This window comes from Psychrobacter sp. (assembly GCF_049295055.1).
Classification (GTDB): domain Bacteria; phylum Pseudomonadota; class Gammaproteobacteria; order Pseudomonadales; family Moraxellaceae; genus Psychrobacter.
Genome location: NZ_JBAQQF010000037.1, coordinates 1 through 20,458, shown reverse-complemented (window position 1 = coordinate 20,458; position 20,458 = coordinate 1). Strand labels below are relative to the sequence as shown.

Below are 20,458 nucleotides of genomic sequence, written 5' to 3'. Positions count from 1 at the left end.
ACTTTAAAGCGCTTATGACGACGGCATTTGATGCCATATTCTTGTTTGATACTTCTAACCATGTATTGGCTAATATGATGCCCTTGCTCAGTTAGCCGGGCATGTAAACGCTCATAACCATAGCGCTGCCCGGTATCAGTATGAGCCGCACGAACTAGCAACTCGCACTGGTTTCGATATATCTGCTGCTCACTGAGGCCACGCTTTGCCCAATCATAATAACTTGATGGCTTGACGCTTAACACACGGCACATGCTGCTGATGTTAAATATCTGCTGGTTGTCTTTGATAAAAGCATACTTTACGGGCTGTTTTTCGCGAAGTACGCTGTCGCCTTTTTTAGTATCTCGCGCTCCTCTTCAGCCACTTTCAGCTGGCGCTTTAAGCGCTTATTCTCTTCTATCACAGCCATCAGCTGTGGATCGTACTGCTCTGTACCTGCAAGTTTGCCTTGATTGGCTTTATTGCTCCAATTCGATAAGGTCTGCATGGCGATGCCAAGCTGCTTTGCGGTGGCTGAAATATTACCGTTGTTATCTGCTATTTTCTTAACGGCTTCGGCTTTGAATGCTGCACTATAAGTTCTGATTTTCTTGGTCATGGTAAACTCCGGTTATTGTACTTAGTTTACCAAGTCTACTTGTACGGTTTCTTCAGCATAGCTCACGACAACTCCTGTCGTGATTATAGTTGAATGTATTATTGATATTGAAAACGAAAAACCCCGCATCATTACGATACGGGGTTTATTTTTAAGACTTAAAAACGTTTAATTTAAGATTTGACCAAAATTAGGTCAACTGAGCAACGTTAATTTTGTCCGCTTCTTCTGTATAGGTTTCCATACGGTCGAAGTTCATGTACTGATACACTTCTTCGCCCATGCTATCAAGCATACCAGCATACTGCTGATACTCTTCGTTGGTTGGTAATTTACCCAATACCGCAGCAACAGAAGCCAATTCAGCAGATGCTAGATAGACGTTAGCACCTTGACCCAAACGGTTCGGGAAGTTACGGGTTGAGGTCGATACCGCAGTAGAGTTCGGTGCGATACGCGCTTGGTTGCCCATACATAATGAACAACCTGGCATTTCAGTACGAGCGCCGGCTTGTGCATAGATATTATAGTAACCCTCTTCCATCAATTGACGCGCATCCATTTTGGTTGGCGGCGCAATCCATAGACGCGTTTGCAAGCTACCTGCTGGGACATCTTTTAGCAATTTACCGGCAGCGCGGAAATGACCAATGTTGGTCATACATGAACCAATGAATACTTCATCAATGGTATCACCAGCGACATCTGCCAATGTTTTTGCATCATCTGGATCATTCGGGCAGCAAAGAATTGGCTCTTTGATTTCAGACATATCGATAACCATATCGATGGTATATTCTGCATCTTCGTCAGCGCGCATCAGGCTTGGATTGGCCAACCACTCTTGCATACCTTCGATACGACGGCTGATAGTACGCGCATCGCCGTAACCTTCTGAGATCATCCATTTTAACAAGGTGATGTTCGAAGTAAGATACTCGGCAACTGATTTTTCAGATAACGTAATCGTACAACCAGCAGCACTACGCTCAGCTGAAGCATCAGACAATTCAAACGCTTGCTCAGCAGTTAAATCTTCTAAACCTTCAATCTCAAGAATACGACCGTTAAACTCGTTAATTTTACCTTTTTTATCAACGGTTAATAGACCTTCTTTAATTGCTTGATAAGGAATGGCATGAACCAAGTCACGTAACGTGATACCGGCTTGACGCTCACCGATGAAACGGACACGGACAGATTCAGGCATATCAAGTGGCATAACACCAGTCGCAGCAGCAAAGGCCACTAGACCAGAACCCGCTGGGAATGAGATACCAATTGGGAAACGGGTATGCGAGTCACCACCAGTACCAACGGTATCTGGAAGTAGCATACGGTTCAACCAAGAGTGAATGATACCATCGCCTGGACGTAAGCTGACGCCACCACGGTTCATGATAAAGTCAGGAAGCGTATGCTGAGTTTCGATATCAACTGGCTTAGGATAAGCAGCTGTATGACAGAATGACTGCATCACTAAATCCGCTTGGAAACCTAGGCAGGCTAAGTCTTTTAACTCATCACGGGTCATTGGACCAGTGGTATCTTGACTACCGACCGTAGTAATTTTTGGTTCGCAGTACATACCAGGACGAACGCCTGCTAGACCACAAGCTTTACCAACCATTTTTTGCGCTAAGGTAAAGCCTTTACCGGTATCAACTGGCTCTTCTGGCTTAGCAAATACGTCTGAATGACCAAGACCCATATATTCACGAGCACGATTGGTCAAACCACGACCAACGATTAATGGAATACGGCCACCGGCACGAACTTCGTCAAGCAAGGTTGGCGAGTTTAGCTTAAAGGTTGATAGTACTTCATCAGAGTCATGCTTGGTGATTTTGCCATCATACGGATAGATGTCAAACACATCACCCATGTTTAGGTTATCAACCGCTACTTTTTCGATTGGTAATGCGCCAGAATCTTCCATGGTATTGAAGAAGATAGGTGCAATGTTATTACCTAGTACTAGACCGCCGCCACGTTTATTTGGCACGTTAGGGATATCATCGCCCATCAACCACAATACTGAGTTAGTCGCAGATTTACGGCTAGAGCCAGTTCCAACCACGTCACCAACATAGGCAAGTGGATGACCTTTTTCTTTAAGCGCTTCAATTTGCTTCATTGGACCAATTTCACCCTCAACGTCAGCAGTGATGCCGTCACGAGAGTTTTTGTGCATGGCTAATGAATGTAATGGGATATCAGGACGGCTCCACGCATCTTGCGCAGGAGACAAGTCATCGGTATTGGTTTCGCCAGTGATTTTAAACGTTGTGTAAGTGGTCTTTGCTGGGACGGCGTCACGGCTCAAGAACCATTCAGCGTCAGCCCAAGACTGAACCACTTCTTTAGCAATAGTATTGCCCGCTTCAGCTTTTTCAGTTACGTCATTGAACGCGTCAAATACTAGCAATGTTTTTTTCAAAGCTTCAGCAGCTTCTTGTGCGACATCGGTATCATCAAGAGCAGCAACTAACGGTTGAACGTTATAGCCACCTTGCATCGTACCCAAGATTTGAACCGCTTTTTTCTTACTCACTAGTGAAGAGGTCGCTTCACCTTTAACGATAGCGGCTAAAAATGCAGCTTTAACATAAGCGGCTTGGTCAACACCGGCAGGAATACGGTTTTCAAGCAAGTCCATTAAGAACGCATCTTCGCCCGCTGGTGGATTTTTTAATAGCTCAACTAAGTCTGCTACTTGCTTCTCATTAAGTGGAAGGGGTACAGTTCCTTGCTCGGCACGTTCTGCGACATGTTTACGATAAGCTTCTAACACAATAGGCATCCTCGTTAGTTGAATAATCAGTACATCACGTGAGTAGTCAGTATGACCGCCTGCATCGATGTACTGCATTGAATAATTATCCGTGCAATCATAGCTCAAAACGCTCAAAATGTTAATGGCTGAGCTGATAATAGGCGCATAATAAGGCCATATTGGACATTTATTATAAAAATAGTGCCATAAATAATATGACTAATGGTGTCTATATCATAAATTCTTGATTTTTCATACTAAGGACTTATTTTAGCGTTGAACATTAAAAAATGTACTCGCAGTAAAGTGGTGTTAAGACCGTATATTCATTCAAAAGAAAAGGCACGTTATGATTAAATCGAATCAACTATATCTCGATTAACGGTTAAATAAATCGTGCTTGACTGTTATACTATTTGATAACAAAACCTCAATGAGGCGCACCCTATTTATTTAATGACAACATCAAGGATGATAATGGAAAATAAAGACAAGGAAGATCGCAACACCAATCACAGTATCAGTCACGATATCGATCAAAACGCTAATTATGAAAGCGGTTTAAAAGTTCGCACCGAAGTGATGGGCACGGAGCACGTCAAACGCTCGCTTGACTCAGCAACGCCATTTACTCAGCCCTTGCAAGACTGGATTATCGAACATGCTTGGGGCAGTACTTGGCAGGATGATTCCGTATTACCGCGCAAATATCGCTCCTTAATCACCATCGCTTTTTTGATTGCGCAAAAAAGCCCAAATGAGCTCAAAGGACATATCCGAGGCGCTATAAATAATGGTGCTAGTGTCACTGAGATTCGAGAAGTACTCATGCATAGCTTGCCTTATTGCGGCGCGCCTGCCACTCAAGAAGCGTTTCGTGCCGCCATAGAAGTGCTAAATGATTTGAATATTGATATCAATAAATGAAACTATGCTAAATCACGTATTCATAGTAGTCTTAAATAGTAGCTTTAATAAGCTTACCCTCGTACTATTTCTTAAAAAGCACCTGCCTGATATCTGCTATAATAACTCGATTCATAAAGCATTCTAATAATTCCATAAACCCTTATTCTATCAAGGGTTAAGAGATAATTCGATTATGACAAACGCCGCCGTACAAACGCACGTTCCCGCTGCACGCGCAAAACCAAAAAAAGCCATCCAAGGTGAAAAGCTACGTGGCTACGATAAAGTTGCGCGTATCCCAATTAAAGTCATCCCGACCGTCGAGGCCAAGAAAAAGCCAGATTGGATTCGGGTTAAGCTCTCCTCACCTGCTGAAGTAGCCCGTATTAAGGCTAAATTGCGTGAGCAAAAGCTCTTTACCGTTTGTGAAGAAGCCGCCTGCCCGAACTTAGCGCAATGCTTCTCTGATGGCACTGCTACCTTTATGATTATGGGTGACATCTGTACCCGTCGCTGCCCATTTTGTGATGTCGGTCATGGTCGCCCTAATGAGCTTGATAAAGATGAGCCGCGCCATACCGCTGAGACTATCTTAGGGTTAGAGCTTAAGTATGCCGTCATCACTTCTGTTGACCGTGATGATCTAAAAGACGGCGGTGCGATGCATTTCGTCGAAGTATTGAATGAATCACGTGCATTAAGCCCAAATTGCTTGATTGAAATCTTAGTACCAGATTTCCGTGGTCGTATGGATATCGCCTTAGACTTATTAACCGAAACTGCGCCTGACGTCTTTAACCATAATATCGAAACCGTGCCTCGTCTATATAAAGCCTTCCGTCCGGGTTCTGATTATCAGCATTCATTAGATTTGCTCAAAATCTATAAAGAACGCCGTCCTGATATTGCGACCAAATGTGGTTTTATGGTTGGACTTGGTGAAACTGAAGAAGAGATCTATACGCTGCTTGATGATCTAAAAGCGCACAACGTCGATATGATTACCGTTGGTCAGTACTTGCAACCGAGTAAGAATCACGCGCCAGTCGATCGCTATGTACATCCGGATGAATTCCAACGCTACATGGATTATGGCAAAAAGATTGGCTTCTTTAACATTTGGGCGGGTCCTATGGTACGCTCAAGCTACTTTGCCGATCGTCAATACTATGGCGAAGATTGCCCAGCACCTATTCGTAGCAAAAAAGCACTGATTGCTGAAGGTAAACTTGGCTGTTAAAGTCATCTAGAAAAAACTTGTATCACGATAAAAAAAGAGGCTTATAACAGCCTCTTTTTTTATTCACGTTTTTGAGCTTTACTTTTATTTTTATTTTTTAGGGCTGCTTTTATATCGTTAAAACGCTGTAAAATAGCAGCGCTAACAATACCAACAAACATTAAATATCAAAGGATGGATTATGAAAAAATTATTTATTTCAACAGCATTAATGGCTACTTTTGCCCTATCTGGTTGTGCGACAACCGGTGGAAACACAAATGCCGGCAATGCAATGGGTACTGCAAACGAGATCGGTATGAGCGTCTTTAAAGCAGCTATTGATAATCAATGTCGCAGTCAGATTGAAAATCAAAATGCATGGCGTATTGCCAGTGTCGCGATGACTGACGCCCAAGAAGAAGCGGTAAAAGGGAGAGTTTGCGGCTGCGTAAGTGAGCAAGCACCGCAGCAAGTCACTATCATTGAATTAGGTAATGCAGCACTAGACTCACAATATCGTGCCCAGTTGGTGACCAGAGTCGTCGCGAAATCATTACAAAGTTGTTACTCGAGTATCGTTAAATAAGCATTTTCTATAAAAGCCTGTAGGCTGAAGCATTACAGATAACGCAATAAAAAAGAGGGCGCTATTAAACATAACGTCCTCTTTTTTTATCAAGCGCAATAGTGTTTATTCGTTCATTATTTAACTCTTTATAAGCCCTCACCATTCGATAGACTCTGAGGCACTACTACCGGTAAAACTCTACGGCGAAAATATTTTGATTTGCCATCAAGGATCTTATTCACTTCTTTGACCAAGTCATGAATAATGTCATCATAAATTCCATGATTCAGTTCTGTCTCAAACGAGGTGAATGGATGCTTACGAGCCGCTGATCTCACATCAGTGATACCTTGCTTAGTATAAAAAACATTGACTCGACCATCACTGTTTAAAATGCACTTTAACTGACCATCATCCACCATAATCTCTACACTCTCAGGCATGAAAATATAGTCATCCACATCGAGCAATTCTTTCTCTATGCCTCTTTTTAATAATGCCTTGATATCAAACATAGCTATATTCCTTTCTAAAACTTATAAATATAATTAATTCAAAATAGCTATCACAGAAGCCATCCTTTATTAATCTATACTACATAAAGCAGCTATCTGTTTTAAGTTAGAAAGTGTAAAACTACGTGTAATATTGGAAAGCGTACAGTGTCAGTGTTAGCTCTTGTATTGAGTAAAAAACTTGTTAATTCAACATATTTAAAGTGCGCTATAATAAATTGTACTTATACTAAAACCCTAAAACCTCACAAACCTGCTGAATAGTCTTCGTACACTTTAGGATGAAGTTATCATCTACTTCTATGAGAGCAGTTATCTCTGAAACATCACCTTCGTTAAAGAAAAACTTACCCTTATCTTTAATTTTAAATGACAAACTAGCTTTGTTTTGAAGTAAAAAGTCGTAGCTTCTACCTTGACCGTGTTTTAATACATTAATAGCAGCCCTATAGATTTCAAACTCTTTCACTAACTCAGTTTCACCTTTTGCTTTTAGCTCTTTTTCAGCTTGCATAAAACCATTTTTACATTCTAGCGCCGTCTGTAGCATTGATTCTGAAAATGAAAATACTCCAACGATATATATTGTTTTCTGTAGATTCATTGTCTGTAAAGACTTAACTAATGAAGTGCTCCCACTTATTTCTAGTTCTTTCGATATTAGCTCATAATTTTGATTCATTGCGTTAAGTGTTGATAATGTAGACATTTCTACGAGTTCACTAAATTTATGCATTTAATTTTATTCCAGTTTATCCTAATACTTAGATGTAATAATAAAATAAGGCACGTCAGCCAAAAGCCAACCCACCCTATTTATCGAACTTACAACACTTCTAAATCAAATGCGCTTTAAGCTCCAACACTTTATCACGCGTTTTTGCCGCATCCTCAAACTTCAAATCACGTGAAAATTGCTTCATGAGCTTCTCAAGACGATTGATTTCTTTAGCCAATAAATCAGGGCTACGTAAGATACTAATATCAACATCGGGCAGATTACTCTTAATTGGAATCACTTGATTATCATTGGCATTATGGTCGTCACCTGTATCGATTTTATCCGTGATACTACGGCGCGCGCCTGTTGGCGTGATGTTATGTTCAAGGTTAAATGCTACTTGTTTTTCGCGGCGACGATCGGTCTCATCAATCGCTTTTTGCATGCTGTTGGTGATACGGTCGGCATAGAGAATCGCTTTACCATTAATATGACGCGCAGCACGACCAATGGTCTGAATCAAGGCACGCTCAGAACGCAAAAAGCCCTCTTTGTCCGCATCAAATATCGCAACCAATGACACTTCAGGCATATCAAGTCCTTCACGCAGTAAGTTAATACCGACCAGCACGTCATGCACACCAGTACGCAGCTCATGGATAATTTGCATACGCTCAAGGGTATCAATATCAGAGTGTAGATAAGCGACTTTGACATCGTATTCTTTCAGATAACTGGTCAAATCCTCTGACATACGCTTGGTCAAGGTCGTGATTAGCACACGCTCATCTTTTTCACGGCGTTTAGTAATCTCAGACAACACATCATCGACTTGCGTCAATACTGGACGGATTTCAATCTCAGGGTCAATCAGACCGGTTGGACGCACCACTTGCTCTACCACTTGCTCACTATGCTCAAGCTCATACATCGCGGGCGTGGCGCTGACATAAATGGTCTTCGGCTTGATACGTTCCCATTCTTCAAACTTCATCGGGCGGTTATTCATCGCACTTGGTAGACGAAAGCCGTAATTGACGAGATTCTCTTTACGCGATCTATCGCCTTTATACATCGCACCAATTTGCGATACCGTCACGTGCGATTCATCAATGAATAGCAACGCATCTTCTGGAATATAATCAAATAGCGTCGGCGGTGCCTCACCTGACGGACGACCAGAGAGATGCTGCGAGTAGTTTTCGATACCATTACAATAGCCGAGCTGCTGAATCATCTCAAGATCATACTGGGTACGCTCTTTTAGACGCTGCGCCTCAACCAGTTTATTATTGTCGCGGAAATACTCTAAACGTGGCTCAAGCTCAGCGCGAATCGTATGGGTTGCTGCCTCTAATTTATTGCGCGGTGTCACATAATGCGACTTCGGATAGATAGTAATACGCGGCACCGTACGCACTGTTTTACCCGTTAAAGGGTCAAACCATGTGATTTTTTCTACTTCATTGTCAAACAGATGGACACGTACCGCCAGCTGTTCAGACTCAGCAGGATAGATATCTAACAGCTCACCGCGCAGACGATACGTACCACGCCCGAAGTCCAGCTCGTTACGCATATATTGCATTTCAACCAGACGTTTAATCGTCGCAGTGCGGTCTATTTTGTCACCGACGACGACATGCAGCAGCATTTTTAGGTAACTTTCTGGATCACCCAAACCATAGATACACGATACCGAAGCAACGATAATTGCATCACGACGCTCTAATAAAGCACGCGTGGCTGAAAGACGCATTTGATCAATATGATCATTGATAGCACTATCTTTTTCGATAAAGGTATCGCTAGCAGCCACATAAGCTTCCGGCTGATAATAGTCATAGTAACTGACAAAATACTCAACTGCGTTGTTAGGGAAGAACGATTTAAATTCCCCATATAACTGAGCAGCAAGGGTCTTATTATGTGCCATGATAATGGTTGGACGTTGCGTCTCAGAGATGACCTTGGCCATGGTATAGGTCTTACCAGAACCCGTCACCCCAAGTAACAACTGCTCATCCATACCAGAATTGATACCGTTAACCAGCTTTTTGATCGCTTGTGGCTGATCGCCTGCTGGCTTAAATTCCGTGACCATTTCAAAGGCGCGACTTGATATTTGCGTACCAGACGCATTGACACCACTAATTTCAGCTTCGCCTTGTAGCTGAGTGGCCAATTGGTTTAGCTGACGCGACGAGCGCGGTTCAGGCATTCGCATAATGGTTGTCTTCCTGGTATTTATAAAAGGTTATAAGAGATTAGGTTTATAACAATATGGGGTTAAACCTTTATTTTTAAAGGTCATTTATTGCGCTAAACACCCACACATGGATGCACAAACACTCAATAAAAATTATAAAAACTCAGGTATAGTTTAGTGACTATTAATCAAGGAACGAGTTATGAAAGGTCACTGTTTGTGCGGTAACGTCACCATCGAATTAGAAGATATCAATACCTTTGAGGCGTGCCATTGCACCATGTGCCGCCGTTGGGGTAGCGGACCATTAATGGCGATACATAGCCACTCGAAACCTGATATTCAGGGCGAAGACTCAATGACGGTCTATCCCTCTTCAGCATGGGCAGAGCGTGCATTTTGTAATAAATGCGGCACCAATCTGTATTATCACCAGCTTGGCTCTGAGACTTATGTACTGTCGCTTGGATTATTTCAGGGTCACAGCAACTTTACTTTTGAAAGCCAGATTTTCATTGATAGAAAGCCTGATTATTATGAATTTGCCAATGACACAGTCAACTTAACCCAGCAACAACTTTTTGATAAATTCGCAGAGAAAGGCATTAGACCAAAAGACTAAGTACTGATTAGGTTCAAAGTGCTTATGAGGTTCAAAACTCACATACCTGTATTAAAAAGCTTAATCTAAACGATATTGAAAATGCTAGCGTGTGCAGTGATTGTTATTAAACTGTCTATTTTACTAACTATATTTACAAAGCTTTTCACAGTTAACACACTTATTACATGACCACCTCATAAAGCATAACGCTTGAGGGTTTTATCTGCTGTTTAAGCTGTTATTATCGGTAATGAATTAATAAGCAGTCAGCAACACCTTAATAAATAAAAATTTAAAGCGCTGTTGATATTAGTTAAAAACTCAAACTTAGTAAAATAAAATAATGGAGCAAAATATGAGAGAACGTTACGCAAGTGGAATAGATGACGCAACCGCAAAGAAAATGATTGATCTGCTAAACGCTAACCTAGCAAATCTAATTGATTTGAGTATGGACAGCAAGCAATGTCATTGGAATCTGCAAGGTACTGGCTTTATCGGTGTACATCAGTTATTAGATGACACTTATGGGCGCTTAACTGAAGCTTATGATACAGTCGCTGAACGCATTGTTATCCTTGGCGGTAAGGCCAATGGTATCTCTAAACGTGTGGTTGAAGACTCTATCTTAGAGACTTACCCGACTGATATTACTGACGTTGATCAGCATGTTCGTGAGCTGACCAATCGCTATAAGACCATTGCTGCGTCTTTGCGTGAAGGGATTGACGCTGCTGGTGATGCGGGCGATGAAGATACCGCTGACTTATTGACTGAAGTGAGCCGTACTGTCGATAAAGATGCTTGGTTTATCGGTGCTAATGCACCAAAGAAATAAAGTTTGTATAGAATAAATAATAGCTATAAAGCACAAAACGAAAAGGTCACCTAGTTGGTGACCTTTTTTATGTACGCTTGTTCTGAATATAACTTTACAATAGATAAGTTAAAAAATAATGTAAAAGCAGCTAGGTTAAAAAATACTTTTTACTATTTGCTTCATCTGCGGCAGTAGCTCGCTCAATTGCGCTTCGGTCGCACTGGTATCATCAGGTAAGGATTGCTTTAAAAAGGCAGCAGTAATCTGCGGCTGTTTTGCTAAAATATTTTGACCGACAGTAGTGTCGTAAAATGTGATTTGGGCATCCACCTCTGCTTGCGTATAGTAGGTTTTTGCGGCACTGATATAGGCTTGCGTTAAGGTTTGAATATCTGCCGTATCGCCTATCCCATTGGTCATGATTTTTGCATATTGACCTAAAACGCTTTGAATCTGATTTTGCAGCTCAAGTTGACGCTTATTTAATGGTTTATCACTCGCCTGTTGAGTTTGAGTCTGCGTATTAATTGCATCAATAGCAGCCTGCTTGCCATCGACGATAGATTGTATTTGCTCATCAATATGCATCACTTGCATAAGCTTAATAATAGAGATATCAGTAGCTAGCTGACGGTTAACAATTTGTTCTTTATCAATATTTTTCACGCTATAAGATGATAATTTGGCCATTTTTGCGGGTTGAATTTTATTTGCATCACTGTGGACGACTAATTCTGCATTGGCTTGTACAGCAGTACCTGCCATCAATGTCGCTACTACCAATGCAAGTAAAGGCGATACTATTTTTGTATGGCGGTTGGCGTTTTTCGTTAGATTATTTAAAGGACTTTTCATATTATTACCTCATTATTATTATGAATTATGAATTTTCATTATCAGGTAAGCGTAAAATCTCAGCATTCGGCACTGATAAAGTCAAAATGGCTTCTTGAAATAAATCACTAGCACGGAATTGATTTTCGATAGCTTCAAGCTTATGCGCTAGGGTTTCTTCTTCTGGATTCCCTGCAAAATCTACTGCTGCTACCATAAATATCTTCTTCGGTCCGACCCATTCTAGATGTAGGTAGGAGACGCTATCGATATCCGGATGATCGATGAGCTTACCCAACACATAGCAGTGCATTCTTTCTGATACTTTATACCCAACCAAAAAATCACGATTACGACTGATGAGAAATATTGCCACCGCACCTAATAATATGCCTACGATAATAGAGCCTAGCGCATCCCAAAATGGCGCTCCAGTATAGGCATGCATGCCCATTGCAGCAGCGGCTATCACTAAACCGATGACAGCCGCTAAATCCTCAAAGAAAACGCCTCGTAAAGTGGGGTTTGAGGTGTCAATCACGTAACCGACGGCACTAATGTTAAGCACTTCACCTTGCTTTTTACTTTGCAAATAAGCTTGCATCAGTGAAAAGCCTTCCAGTACAAAGGCAACTGCCAAGATAATAAAACCAATGGTGTAGTTGGTCTCGGTCTCAGCAGCATTCCACTCGGTGATACCAGTATAAATAGAGACGATCGAGCCGGCCATAAAGACACCAAAGGCAGCAATCATCGACCAAACATAGGACTCTTTACCGTAGCCTAATGGATGGCTTTTATCGGCAGGTTTGACTGATTTTTTCTCAGCAACAAGCAATAAAGTACCGTTACCCGCATCCGCCCAAGAATGCGCTGCTTCTGCAATCATAGAAGCCGAGCCTGTTGTAAACGCCCCGAATGTTTTGGCGATAGCAATCAGAACATTGGCACCGACCGCAATCAGCACTGTGATTAATGATCCAGATTTTTTATCATCGTTTTTAGTCAAGGGACTCGAGAAAGGGTCAGTGACAGAATTGGGAGAAACCGTAGATTCAGAGAGGCGATTACCACGAGCATGATTATCACGCGGCAATGAATGAGATGTTGAATCGGGTTTTGATGGCTTTAAACTCATATGAGACTCTATCAATGATATTTACAATAAATAAAGTAAAGACAATGATAGAGTTTCATCGTCTTTATTCATCTTATTAATCATTCAATTTAGTCAAAAAACCGTGAGTTATCAGTGATATTTTCGTGAGGCTTTGTTTAGGAATTGAATTCCCTAACGTTTAGATAGCGTACTTTTTAAACAACTGCTTTTTTCAAACTGCTTCTTTTTGATACTCTACCTAGGAGCAGTAAGCTCTCCAACCATTTTTTCATCTGCCATGTTACTGATATCACAGCTAGGACGATGCGAGCCTTCCATACGCATATTTTTACGCTCTAAGCCCGCATCAAAGCGGCATTGCTGCATGGCATCTTTAATCTCAAGCTCAGGTACCGGTGTTGGCTTACCCTTATCATCAATCGCTACCATCGTAAAATAGCAGCTATTGGTATGGCGAACCGTACGCGCGCGGACGTCTTCTGACTCAACACGAATACCTATCTCCATTGAGGTGTTACCGACATAGTTGACACTGGCAGCAAAAGTAACCAATTCGCCGACGTAAATAGGCTCACGGAACATGACTTGATCGACCGATAGCGTCACCACATAACTACCGCTATAACGACTGGCACAAGCATAAGCGACTTGATCCAACATCTTTAGCAGATCACCACCATGGACATTGCCAATAAAATTGGCCATATCGGGTGTCATGAGTACTGACATGTATAGCTCATGGTTTAATGGTGCTCTTTTGGCAGTTGAGCTGGTGTTGTATTGCGACATAATATTCCTTAACGTTATCAAAAACCTATTTTTGAATATCATTTATACAGCAGGATTTGATATAGCGCAAATGAGCGCCCGTGAAGAAGTAATATTAATGGTATAAACACATAAATTTTATAGCATTTAAATATATATAGTCAGTCTTCAATAAAGGAGATACGTTTGCAATAACGTACTACGGGTATAGATTTTTCTTGCGTGCTGTTCGTAAGCGTGACAGAGGCTGCAAAAAATTCATTCCAGTAGCACGTTTTCTCTTTTTTATATTAAAATAGCTATAGCATTCAACTTATAACGCTAAGCCAACTAGCCCGTTGTTAGCTTAACCAATGGAAACGGTACGCAAGCCAAGCGACAATAGTACTCACTGTGCCAGTTAAAATTCCACCCCATGCAAAATCTACTAGTGCTGTATCTAATGTAAAACCTTTATATAATGCTAAGCTGGTAAAATCATAAGTGCCATAAGCCATCAGCCCTATTAGACCACCCAGTAAGAAAATATGAAACAGCGAAGCGTTTGCTTTGATTTGTGGGTATAAAATGATGATACAAAGTGCCAGCAGATAGAACATATAAAACACGCCAGCTGCAATCATATTAGGCTCATCAGCGAGCAAATGTCCGATACGCTTTTCATAGAAAAGCCCCGTCATTGTCTTGAGCCAAACCGCATCAATACCCAAAAATATAGCAACGGAGGCAAGATAAATATATATATAACCCATGATAATATCCTTTTATAATGGTCGCTAAATATGAAATATGAGTTGCATATATGCGATTCAAACTTATTGTTTGATTAAGCAGTTAAGTAGTCATGCTCTCGGCACTTGGTAAATCAGAAAAATGCAACGTATTGATATTGTCTGGTTTGACCGCTGTGACTTGTACCACCCCAATCGTACGCTCTAAGAACCCACCTTCGCAGTAGCAAAAATAAAATTCCCACAAGCGGATAAAAGCTTCGTCATAACCGAGCGCTTTTATCTCTTCGCGCTGCGCCATAAATGCGCTGCGCCAGTCTCGCAGCGTATGCGCGTAGTCAAAACCATAATCGTGCAGCTGCTTGACAACCATATCTGTCTGTTCGGTAAACTGCGTATTCAACTCTTGATTGGATAACAAGCAACCACCTGGGAAAATATGAGTCTGGATAAAATCCACTGACTCTATATAGTTCTGATAATTTTGATCATTAAAAGTGATAGCTTGCAGCACCATTAAACCCGTCGGCTTGAGCAAGCGATTACATTTAGCAAAAAACGTCGGCAAATATTCATGACCGACCGCTTCAATCATCTCAATACTGACCAATTTGTCATACTGTCCTGCCAGCTCGCGATAGTCTTGCTTAAGCAGGGTGATTTTATCAGAGAGTCCAGCAGCTTTGACACGGCGCTGCGCCTCTTCGTATTGCGCGTCTGAGATCGTCGTCGTCGTTATATGACAGCCATAATGCTTTGCCGCATAAATAGCAAAACCGCCCCAACCTGTTCCAATCTCTATTACATGATCTTCAGCGGTGAGTTGTAGGCGTTGGCAAATAAGCGCCAGTTTATGCTGCTGCGCCTCAGCCAATGTCGCATCTGGATTTTTATAGACCGCCGATGAGTACATCATCGTCTCATCCAAAAAGCGCTGGTACATATCATTGCCCAAATCGTAATGCGCTAAAATATTCGACTTTGAACCCGATTGATCATTACTACGCAGCTTATGATTTGCCTTCTCCAGTGTTTTACTGATCCCAGCAAAGCGATTCTCTAATTTATTAAGCACCGCTAAGTTACGTGCTGCCAGTCGAATCAATCCCGTTAAATCATCCGTATCCCACTCACCATTGATATAGCTGTCCGCTAGCGCAATAGAGCCACCGAATAACAGCTGACGATAGACGGCACTATCATGAATCATGAGCGTCACATCTAATGGATGACGACCAATAGCTGAGCTATTCTTAGTATTAGAAGATTTACAGCCAAAATGATGAGTCTTGGACGGCTGTCCAGTAAAGTCTTCAATAATCGTGATGCTACCAAATTGAATATGCTTTAAAGCGCGGAATATGGCTTGTTTTGCCAAATAACTCACGCTGTTACTGACTGGTTGCAAAATCGTACTTTCGTTAACTGTTTGGCTCATGCGAGCAGTGATTTTTCCTAATTTTGAAGCGGGTGCTCTATCGGTGGGTCGGGCTGTCATTATCTACTCATCCTTGTCTAAGTGTTCTATATCTTATATGTTGAAGTCGGGCTGGTGGCTATTGGCATAGTTATTTATCAGTTTTCTAAAACGTCCTCTATCGAGGAATATCATTTTTAGTATTTTTATTTTGCTGTTGGCTATCCGCTAACTTTTCATCGTAATTAATATAAGGTATTTTTTTAATAGCGTAGAGTTTAAAAGCATGCCAATAAATACGCGTTAAAGAAGTCACATTCATCAGCGGGTTTTTACGCAAGCTATGGCGAATCGTCGTCGCTGTCATTGGCGTACCTGACATCTTTATGCCCGTTTTTAATACTTCACCACGCTTATCACTGATATTAATAGCAATACGAACTTGCAAGCCGTTATCTGGCTGTTTTTTCGAATCGTTTTTTACTGTACTTTTCACTGAGCTTTTTACTGTATTCTTTATCGTTACTTGCCACTGATACTGCTGATCAATAGGATTAAACGGTGACACATGAAAGTCCTTATCATGACGAAATTCAGTATTCTCGCCATCTAATAGAAATCCATAATAATGACGTTTATCCCAAGGCGTATTCGATACTTCAGCCAATAAATGGCTTGGTGTCTGCTGTTCATCAAACCCTAAGTAGAAATTCACTGGGCTAAAATAAATACCGGCATTGCGGCAAACAACCATACCAATCATATCGCCTGTTGGCGCACTACCCGTCCGTTCTGTAAATGCTTGAATTAGACGTTGTTCAAGCGCTTGTGCATCCGTTAAATATCTTTCTTTATCATCAGAATCTTTATTTTTACTTAGGCTATTCGACTCTTGTGAACTTAGTCCTTGTAGATAGTCATCAGGATAAAACTGCTGCAATGCTTTTTTCTTTGCTGAAAATAATGGCAGTCCTTTTGATAACAATTTACTCAACGATAATTTACTTAACGATAGTTTTCTTAGCATTTTATTGTTGCTAAGGATTGCTGTCTCTACTTCTGGAAGTGCTTGTCCTACTGCCAGAGCACTAATATTGACGCCCCAATAACGATAAGGATAAGCAAATTTATGCAAATTCGGTAATAACCTACTATGCCATGTGGTTCCATGAAACAGTTGATGCGGCAATCTTACATGATCATCATATAAAGCTTGTTTTGGCATCCTGTCAGACTTAGATATTGAAGGCATTATTGGAGGTATTGAACCAGTCATAGTGACCTCTTTAATTAATTATGCTATATGTTTTTAGCTTTACGACGAGCAAAGAAACCCAGTTTTTTCTTATTAAATACTTCAGTATTTGGCTGTAAAGTCGCGATATATTCCACTAACTCTTGATTGGTCGTGGCAGTCACTACCTTACGTTTTTTGAGTTTACGTAACTGTTTATCTGCTTTTACCGGCAGATCTTTATAGCGAAACGGCGTATGCGCACTTTCGGCATCAGGTAAATGACTTGGGTCAACGCTATCCTTAATATCAATGCTGCATTCTAGTGCCTGACAAACACGCAGAGCGCTGCGTACGCCATCTTCATGGAAGCCATTAAACCAATAGGCACCGCAGAAATGAGTATGTAAACCACTACCAGAAATACGTGACCACTCACCTTGCGCGGCAATCATTTCGTTATTGAATACAGGATGGCTATAGTCAATTCGCTTAATAACTTGGCTTTCATCCACTTCATGATTCAGCGTCACTAAGTAATTATGCTGCTTGGTTAAGCGCTGTAAGATATTCATATGATAGGTCAATACTGGTTTCACTGAGTCTTGCGACTTTTCATTACTATGCTGAGTAGCATTTTTATTATCAAGTAAATAATTCCAACTTGCCCATGCAAGTGGCTTGTCTGGCAAGACGGTCGTATCGGTGTGTAGAATCGCTGTATTACTTGTAAATTTAAAATGGCTCAATACTTCTTGTTCAACAGGATTAGTATCTTGTAATATTTTGAGCGCTGTATCTGCATGACAAGCAAAGATAACCTCATCAAACACGAGTGCTTGCGTCTTATTATCTGTTGTATCTATAACTTTCAATGTCACTTTATTATCTTCGCGAGTAACTGACTGCACCGGACTATTAACCCGAATGGTGCCACCAGCTTTTACAAAGCGTGTCACCAACTTATTCACGTACTGCTTAGAGCCACCTCTTATCGTAAACCACTGCGGACGATTGACCACATCCAGCAATCCATGATTATCGAAAAATTGGGCAAAGAAAACCAAGGGGAAATCTTGCACTTCACTCAAACTGGTTGACCAAATAGCAGATACCATTGGCAATAGATAATTATCCGTAAATAAATCGCCGTATTTACTGTTACTAAGATAATCGCCTAGCGTTTGCTCAGTAAACACACTGACATCCTGTCCTTGCGTGCGAGCCGCATCATAATCTTGGCGCAGCTGACGAACCTGCTTATTAAACCGCAAAATATCAGTGATAAATCCCCAAAACTTAGGGTTAAGAATATTCTTTCGCTGCGATAATAAGGTATTGAGCGTATGACCGTTATATTCAAAATGTCGTGCGGTATTTTTAACTGAGAAACTCATATCCGTTGCTTGAAACGGTACTTGCAGCTCATGAAGTAAGCGGAAGAAATTAGGATAGGTACGCTCATTAAAGACGATAAAGCCAGTATCTATCGCACTTTTCTCTACTTTGCTTGGTTTTGCCTTTTTGCCCTCTTGCAGCATCACATCGATAGTATTCACATGTCCGCCAATATAATCACTGGCTTCAAATACCGTGACGTCATGCTGCGGCGCTAAGTAATGAGCACAAGTCAGTCCTGACACGCCCGAGCCGATGATAGCAATACGCTTTTTAGCTTGAGTATTGGGAGAATCTTGTAAAATACTGCTGGATTTTTTAGCCATTATTTCTGTACTTTTACGTTTACGGTGGATAAACGACATAAAGGCGTTCCTTGTTGTTTTTTTAAACGCTATCTTCTTTAACACGTTGTATTTTTTAACATGCTATTTGCTTTACTATGTTTTCGGAACTATCACGATTGACTATTTTTTATTCATTTTTTCACTGACTTGCTTCCAGACCAAATCTGGCAACGTCCCCAATACTTTTAATGGCATGGTGAGTTTTTTGGGGAATTCGATGACCTCATGACCACTCTTTATACCATCGCGAATCGCTTGACTTGCCTGCTCTGGCGTCTGGAGAAATGGCATCGGAAAGTCGTTTTGCTTGGTCATCGGGGTTTCCACAAATCCAGGGACTACCAAACTCACGGCTACACCTTGAGGTGCAAGGCTAATCTGTAAGGTTTTCATCAAATAATGGATGGCCGCCTTTGAGCTACCATAAGCTTCGGCACGGGCAAAAGGCACATAGGCCGACGCTGAACCGATGCCAACTAAACGACCACGTGAGGCGATCAGCTTTGGCAACACTCCCTCAATGGCATGCGATAACGTACCCATATTCACTGACATTACTTTCATAAAAACACTGCTATCAAAGTTTGGCATATCTAAATACTCACACATGCCAGCGCCACAAATCGCCAAATCAACCTCACTGATTTTGTCAAAAGCTGCAATCACTTTATCTCGATCCATGAGATCTAAATTAATACTTTCTGCTCCTAATGATGTGAGCTCAGCCAACGCTTCCTCATCACGACCAACGGCATAGACATGCTGCCCTTCTAGCAGATAGTCTTTTGCCAATTGGTAACCAATGCCAGAGGTCGCACCAGTAATGAGAATATGTTGTTTTTTAGGAGAGTTTGTCATCATAAATATCCTTTTTAGTGATTTTTTATCTTATTAATTTTTTAGCTTCGATAAAGCTTTAATAATTTAGTAATTATTATTGTTGAGCCTAGCGTATTAGTAGCATTTTTATTAACTAACAGCCATTTTTATTTATAAAATCTAAACAATTATAGTCTAACTAAGCGTCTCAATTTGTTGTTACTTCGCAAACAGACATATATATAAAATAGTAGATAAGCTTGCTGTATAAAATCGTTTTTCATAATATTGATGCTTTTATCTATAAAAATATGCAAAAAAAAGCTTGACCTATTTTTTATCTTTGTTAGAATACGCCCCACTTAGCAAGAACTCGTTAGAGACTTTCTAAGCTCGTTGTAAGTAATTAAACACTTACAGCTTATTCTCCAATAGCTCAGTTGGTAGAGCAACGGACTGTTAATCCGTGTGTCCCTGGTTCGAGCCCAGGTTGGAGAGCCATATTTTAGTAGTAAAATCTTTGAGTCATTTTTGATTCGATTATGGCATTTGCCAAGACCCTCATCACTTTGATGGGGGTTTTTTTATGGCTGCTATTTTCTATTCTATAAGCTTATAAGTCCTAAAATCGATAGTCCTTTAGAGTCTCATAATATCAATCATTAAGTTATTGACTGTCTTGCAGAATAAAATCAGTCAATAAAATGAGTCTAAGAGTTATAATCGATACTAAATAAAAAAGATACGTATTGTAGTGCCGCGTAACTGATATGAATTTTTATTGCTTGCTGTGTCTACGCTGACAGAGGCTGCAAAAAATAAATACCAGTCACGCTGTATCACTT

General features: G+C 41.0%; 17 protein-coding genes, 1 tRNA gene and 1 pseudogene. 6 read left to right on the top strand and 13 right to left on the bottom strand.

Features of this window, described 5'->3' with window-relative positions:
• Both WAZ74_RS05350 and acnB read right to left on the bottom strand, forming a co-directional pair.
• A pseudogene (locus WAZ74_RS05350) lies at window positions 1-601 on the bottom strand (transposase); the annotation flags it as partial.
• 190 nt (window positions 602-791) lie between these two features.
• On the bottom strand, window positions 792-3,395 hold the full coding sequence (gene acnB / locus WAZ74_RS05345; protein WP_422306564.1) for a bifunctional aconitate hydratase 2/2-methylisocitrate dehydratase: 2,604 nt from the start codon (window positions 3,393-3,395) through the stop codon (window positions 792-794).
• Between the two features lie 564 nt (window positions 3,396-3,959).
• Between acnB and WAZ74_RS05340 the strand changes: the two genes are divergently transcribed.
• From WAZ74_RS05340 to WAZ74_RS05330, 3 genes are all read left to right on the top strand, one after another.
• Window positions 3,960-4,304, top strand: coding sequence for a carboxymuconolactone decarboxylase family protein (locus tag WAZ74_RS05340; RefSeq protein WP_422306562.1), 345 nt, complete (start codon window positions 3,960-3,962; stop codon window positions 4,302-4,304).
• A 175-nt stretch (window positions 4,305-4,479) separates the two neighbouring features.
• Window positions 4,480-5,526, top strand: a complete 1,047-nt coding sequence (lipA, locus tag WAZ74_RS05335) for a lipoyl synthase (protein WP_422306560.1) — start codon at window positions 4,480-4,482, stop codon at window positions 5,524-5,526.
• Window positions 5,527-5,707: 181 nt separating this feature from the next.
• Entirely contained in the window at window positions 5,708-6,094 is a 387-nt protein-coding gene (locus WAZ74_RS05330) for a hypothetical protein (protein WP_422306558.1), read from the top strand.
• A 128-nt stretch (window positions 6,095-6,222) separates the two neighbouring features.
• Here the strand turns inward: WAZ74_RS05330 and WAZ74_RS05325 are convergent, their stop codons facing one another.
• The 3 genes from WAZ74_RS05325 to uvrB form a co-directional block, all read right to left on the bottom strand.
• Window positions 6,223-6,591: a hypothetical protein gene (locus WAZ74_RS05325; protein WP_422306556.1), complete on the bottom strand. Its 369-nt coding sequence runs from the start codon at window positions 6,589-6,591 to the stop codon at window positions 6,223-6,225.
• Between the two features lie 229 nt (window positions 6,592-6,820).
• Window positions 6,821-7,300 carry a hypothetical protein gene (locus WAZ74_RS05320; protein ID WP_422306554.1) on the bottom strand — a complete coding sequence of 160 codons (480 nt, stop codon included), beginning with the start codon at window positions 7,298-7,300 and terminating at the stop codon, window positions 6,821-6,823.
• Window positions 7,301-7,427: 127 nt separating this feature from the next.
• A complete protein-coding gene (uvrB, locus tag WAZ74_RS05315) occupies window positions 7,428-9,539 on the bottom strand; it encodes an excinuclease ABC subunit UvrB (RefSeq protein WP_422306552.1) in 2,112 nt (703 codons plus the stop codon).
• 184 nt (window positions 9,540-9,723) lie between these two features.
• On the opposite strand from uvrB, the gene WAZ74_RS05310 reads away from it, so the two are divergent.
• Window positions 9,724-10,143, top strand: a complete 420-nt coding sequence (locus tag WAZ74_RS05310; protein WP_422306550.1) for a GFA family protein — start codon at window positions 9,724-9,726, stop codon at window positions 10,141-10,143.
• 337 nt (window positions 10,144-10,480) lie between these two features.
• Entirely contained in the window at window positions 10,481-10,963 is a 483-nt protein-coding gene (gene dps / locus WAZ74_RS05305) for a DNA starvation/stationary phase protection protein Dps (protein ID WP_422306548.1), read from the top strand.
• A 135-nt stretch (window positions 10,964-11,098) separates the two neighbouring features.
• Here dps and WAZ74_RS05300 read toward each other — a convergent pair whose 3' ends face one another.
• The 8 genes from WAZ74_RS05300 to WAZ74_RS05265 form a co-directional block, all read right to left on the bottom strand.
• Window positions 11,099-11,800, bottom strand: coding sequence for a DUF2059 domain-containing protein (locus tag WAZ74_RS05300; RefSeq protein ID WP_422306546.1), 702 nt, complete (start codon window positions 11,798-11,800; stop codon window positions 11,099-11,101).
• Between the two features lie 25 nt (window positions 11,801-11,825).
• Window positions 11,826-12,917 (bottom strand): cation diffusion facilitator family transporter, encoded by a 1,092-nt coding sequence (locus tag WAZ74_RS05295; RefSeq protein ID WP_422306544.1) that lies wholly within the window; start codon window positions 12,915-12,917, stop codon window positions 11,826-11,828.
• Window positions 12,918-13,133: 216 nt separating this feature from the next.
• Entirely contained in the window at window positions 13,134-13,688 is a 555-nt protein-coding gene (locus WAZ74_RS05290; protein WP_422306542.1) for an acyl-CoA thioesterase, read from the bottom strand.
• Window positions 13,689-14,008: 320 nt separating this feature from the next.
• Window positions 14,009-14,419 carry a DUF2177 family protein gene (locus WAZ74_RS05285; protein ID WP_422306540.1) on the bottom strand — a complete coding sequence of 137 codons (411 nt, stop codon included), beginning with the start codon at window positions 14,417-14,419 and terminating at the stop codon, window positions 14,009-14,011.
• 82 nt (window positions 14,420-14,501) lie between these two features.
• Window positions 14,502-15,896 (bottom strand): class I SAM-dependent methyltransferase, encoded by a 1,395-nt coding sequence (locus tag WAZ74_RS05280; protein ID WP_422306538.1) that lies wholly within the window; start codon window positions 15,894-15,896, stop codon window positions 14,502-14,504.
• A 97-nt stretch (window positions 15,897-15,993) separates the two neighbouring features.
• Window positions 15,994-17,040 carry a DUF1365 domain-containing protein gene (locus WAZ74_RS05275; protein ID WP_422306536.1) on the bottom strand — a complete coding sequence of 349 codons (1,047 nt, stop codon included), beginning with the start codon at window positions 17,038-17,040 and terminating at the stop codon, window positions 15,994-15,996.
• A 74-nt stretch (window positions 17,041-17,114) separates the two neighbouring features.
• Window positions 17,115-18,812 (bottom strand): NAD(P)/FAD-dependent oxidoreductase, encoded by a 1,698-nt coding sequence (locus WAZ74_RS05270; RefSeq protein WP_422306534.1) that lies wholly within the window; start codon window positions 18,810-18,812, stop codon window positions 17,115-17,117.
• A gap of 102 nt (window positions 18,813-18,914) precedes the next feature.
• Complete coding sequence (locus WAZ74_RS05265; protein WP_422306532.1) at window positions 18,915-19,652, bottom strand: SDR family NAD(P)-dependent oxidoreductase; 738 nt, start codon at window positions 19,650-19,652, stop codon at window positions 18,915-18,917.
• A 386-nt stretch (window positions 19,653-20,038) separates the two neighbouring features.
• Here WAZ74_RS05265 and WAZ74_RS05260 point away from each other — a divergent pair.
• Window positions 20,039-20,114 (top strand) — tRNA-Asn (locus WAZ74_RS05260).
• The last annotated feature ends 344 nt before the right edge of the window (window positions 20,115-20,458 follow it).

What these genes read in the sequence shown, in the direction of transcription:
- uvrB (WP_422306552.1), bottom strand. Translation starts at nt 9,539, where the DNA reads ATGCGAATGCCTGAACCGCGCTCGTCGCGTCAGCTAAACCAATTGGCC.
- WAZ74_RS05265 (WP_422306532.1), bottom strand. Translation starts at nt 19,652, where the DNA reads ATGACAAACTCTCCTAAAAAACAACATATTCTCATTACTGGTGCGACC.
- WAZ74_RS05300 (WP_422306546.1), bottom strand. Translation starts at nt 11,800, where the DNA reads ATGAAAAGTCCTTTAAATAATCTAACGAAAAACGCCAACCGCCATACA.
- WAZ74_RS05325 (WP_422306556.1), bottom strand. Translation starts at nt 6,591, where the DNA reads ATGTTTGATATCAAGGCATTATTAAAAAGAGGCATAGAGAAAGAATTG.
- WAZ74_RS05340 (WP_422306562.1), top strand. Translation starts at nt 3,960, where the DNA reads ATGGGCACGGAGCACGTCAAACGCTCGCTTGACTCAGCAACGCCATTT.
- WAZ74_RS05275 (WP_422306536.1), bottom strand. Translation starts at nt 17,040, where the DNA reads ATGCCAAAACAAGCTTTATATGATGATCATGTAAGATTGCCGCATCAA.
- WAZ74_RS05295 (WP_422306544.1), bottom strand. Translation starts at nt 12,917, where the DNA reads ATGAGTTTAAAGCCATCAAAACCCGATTCAACATCTCATTCATTGCCG.
- WAZ74_RS05330 (WP_422306558.1), top strand. Translation starts at nt 5,708, where the DNA reads ATGAAAAAATTATTTATTTCAACAGCATTAATGGCTACTTTTGCCCTA.
- WAZ74_RS05285 (WP_422306540.1), bottom strand. Translation starts at nt 14,419, where the DNA reads ATGGGTTATATATATATTTATCTTGCCTCCGTTGCTATATTTTTGGGT.
- WAZ74_RS05290 (WP_422306542.1), bottom strand. Translation starts at nt 13,688, where the DNA reads ATGTCGCAATACAACACCAGCTCAACTGCCAAAAGAGCACCATTAAAC.
- WAZ74_RS05270 (WP_422306534.1), bottom strand. Translation starts at nt 18,812, where the DNA reads ATGTCGTTTATCCACCGTAAACGTAAAAGTACAGAAATAATGGCTAAA.
- WAZ74_RS05310 (WP_422306550.1), top strand. Translation starts at nt 9,724, where the DNA reads ATGAAAGGTCACTGTTTGTGCGGTAACGTCACCATCGAATTAGAAGAT.
- dps (WP_422306548.1), top strand. Translation starts at nt 10,481, where the DNA reads ATGAGAGAACGTTACGCAAGTGGAATAGATGACGCAACCGCAAAGAAA.
- lipA (WP_422306560.1), top strand. Translation starts at nt 4,480, where the DNA reads ATGACAAACGCCGCCGTACAAACGCACGTTCCCGCTGCACGCGCAAAA.
- WAZ74_RS05320 (WP_422306554.1), bottom strand. Translation starts at nt 7,300, where the DNA reads ATGTCTACATTATCAACACTTAACGCAATGAATCAAAATTATGAGCTA.
- WAZ74_RS05280 (WP_422306538.1), bottom strand. Translation starts at nt 15,896, where the DNA reads ATGACAGCCCGACCCACCGATAGAGCACCCGCTTCAAAATTAGGAAAA.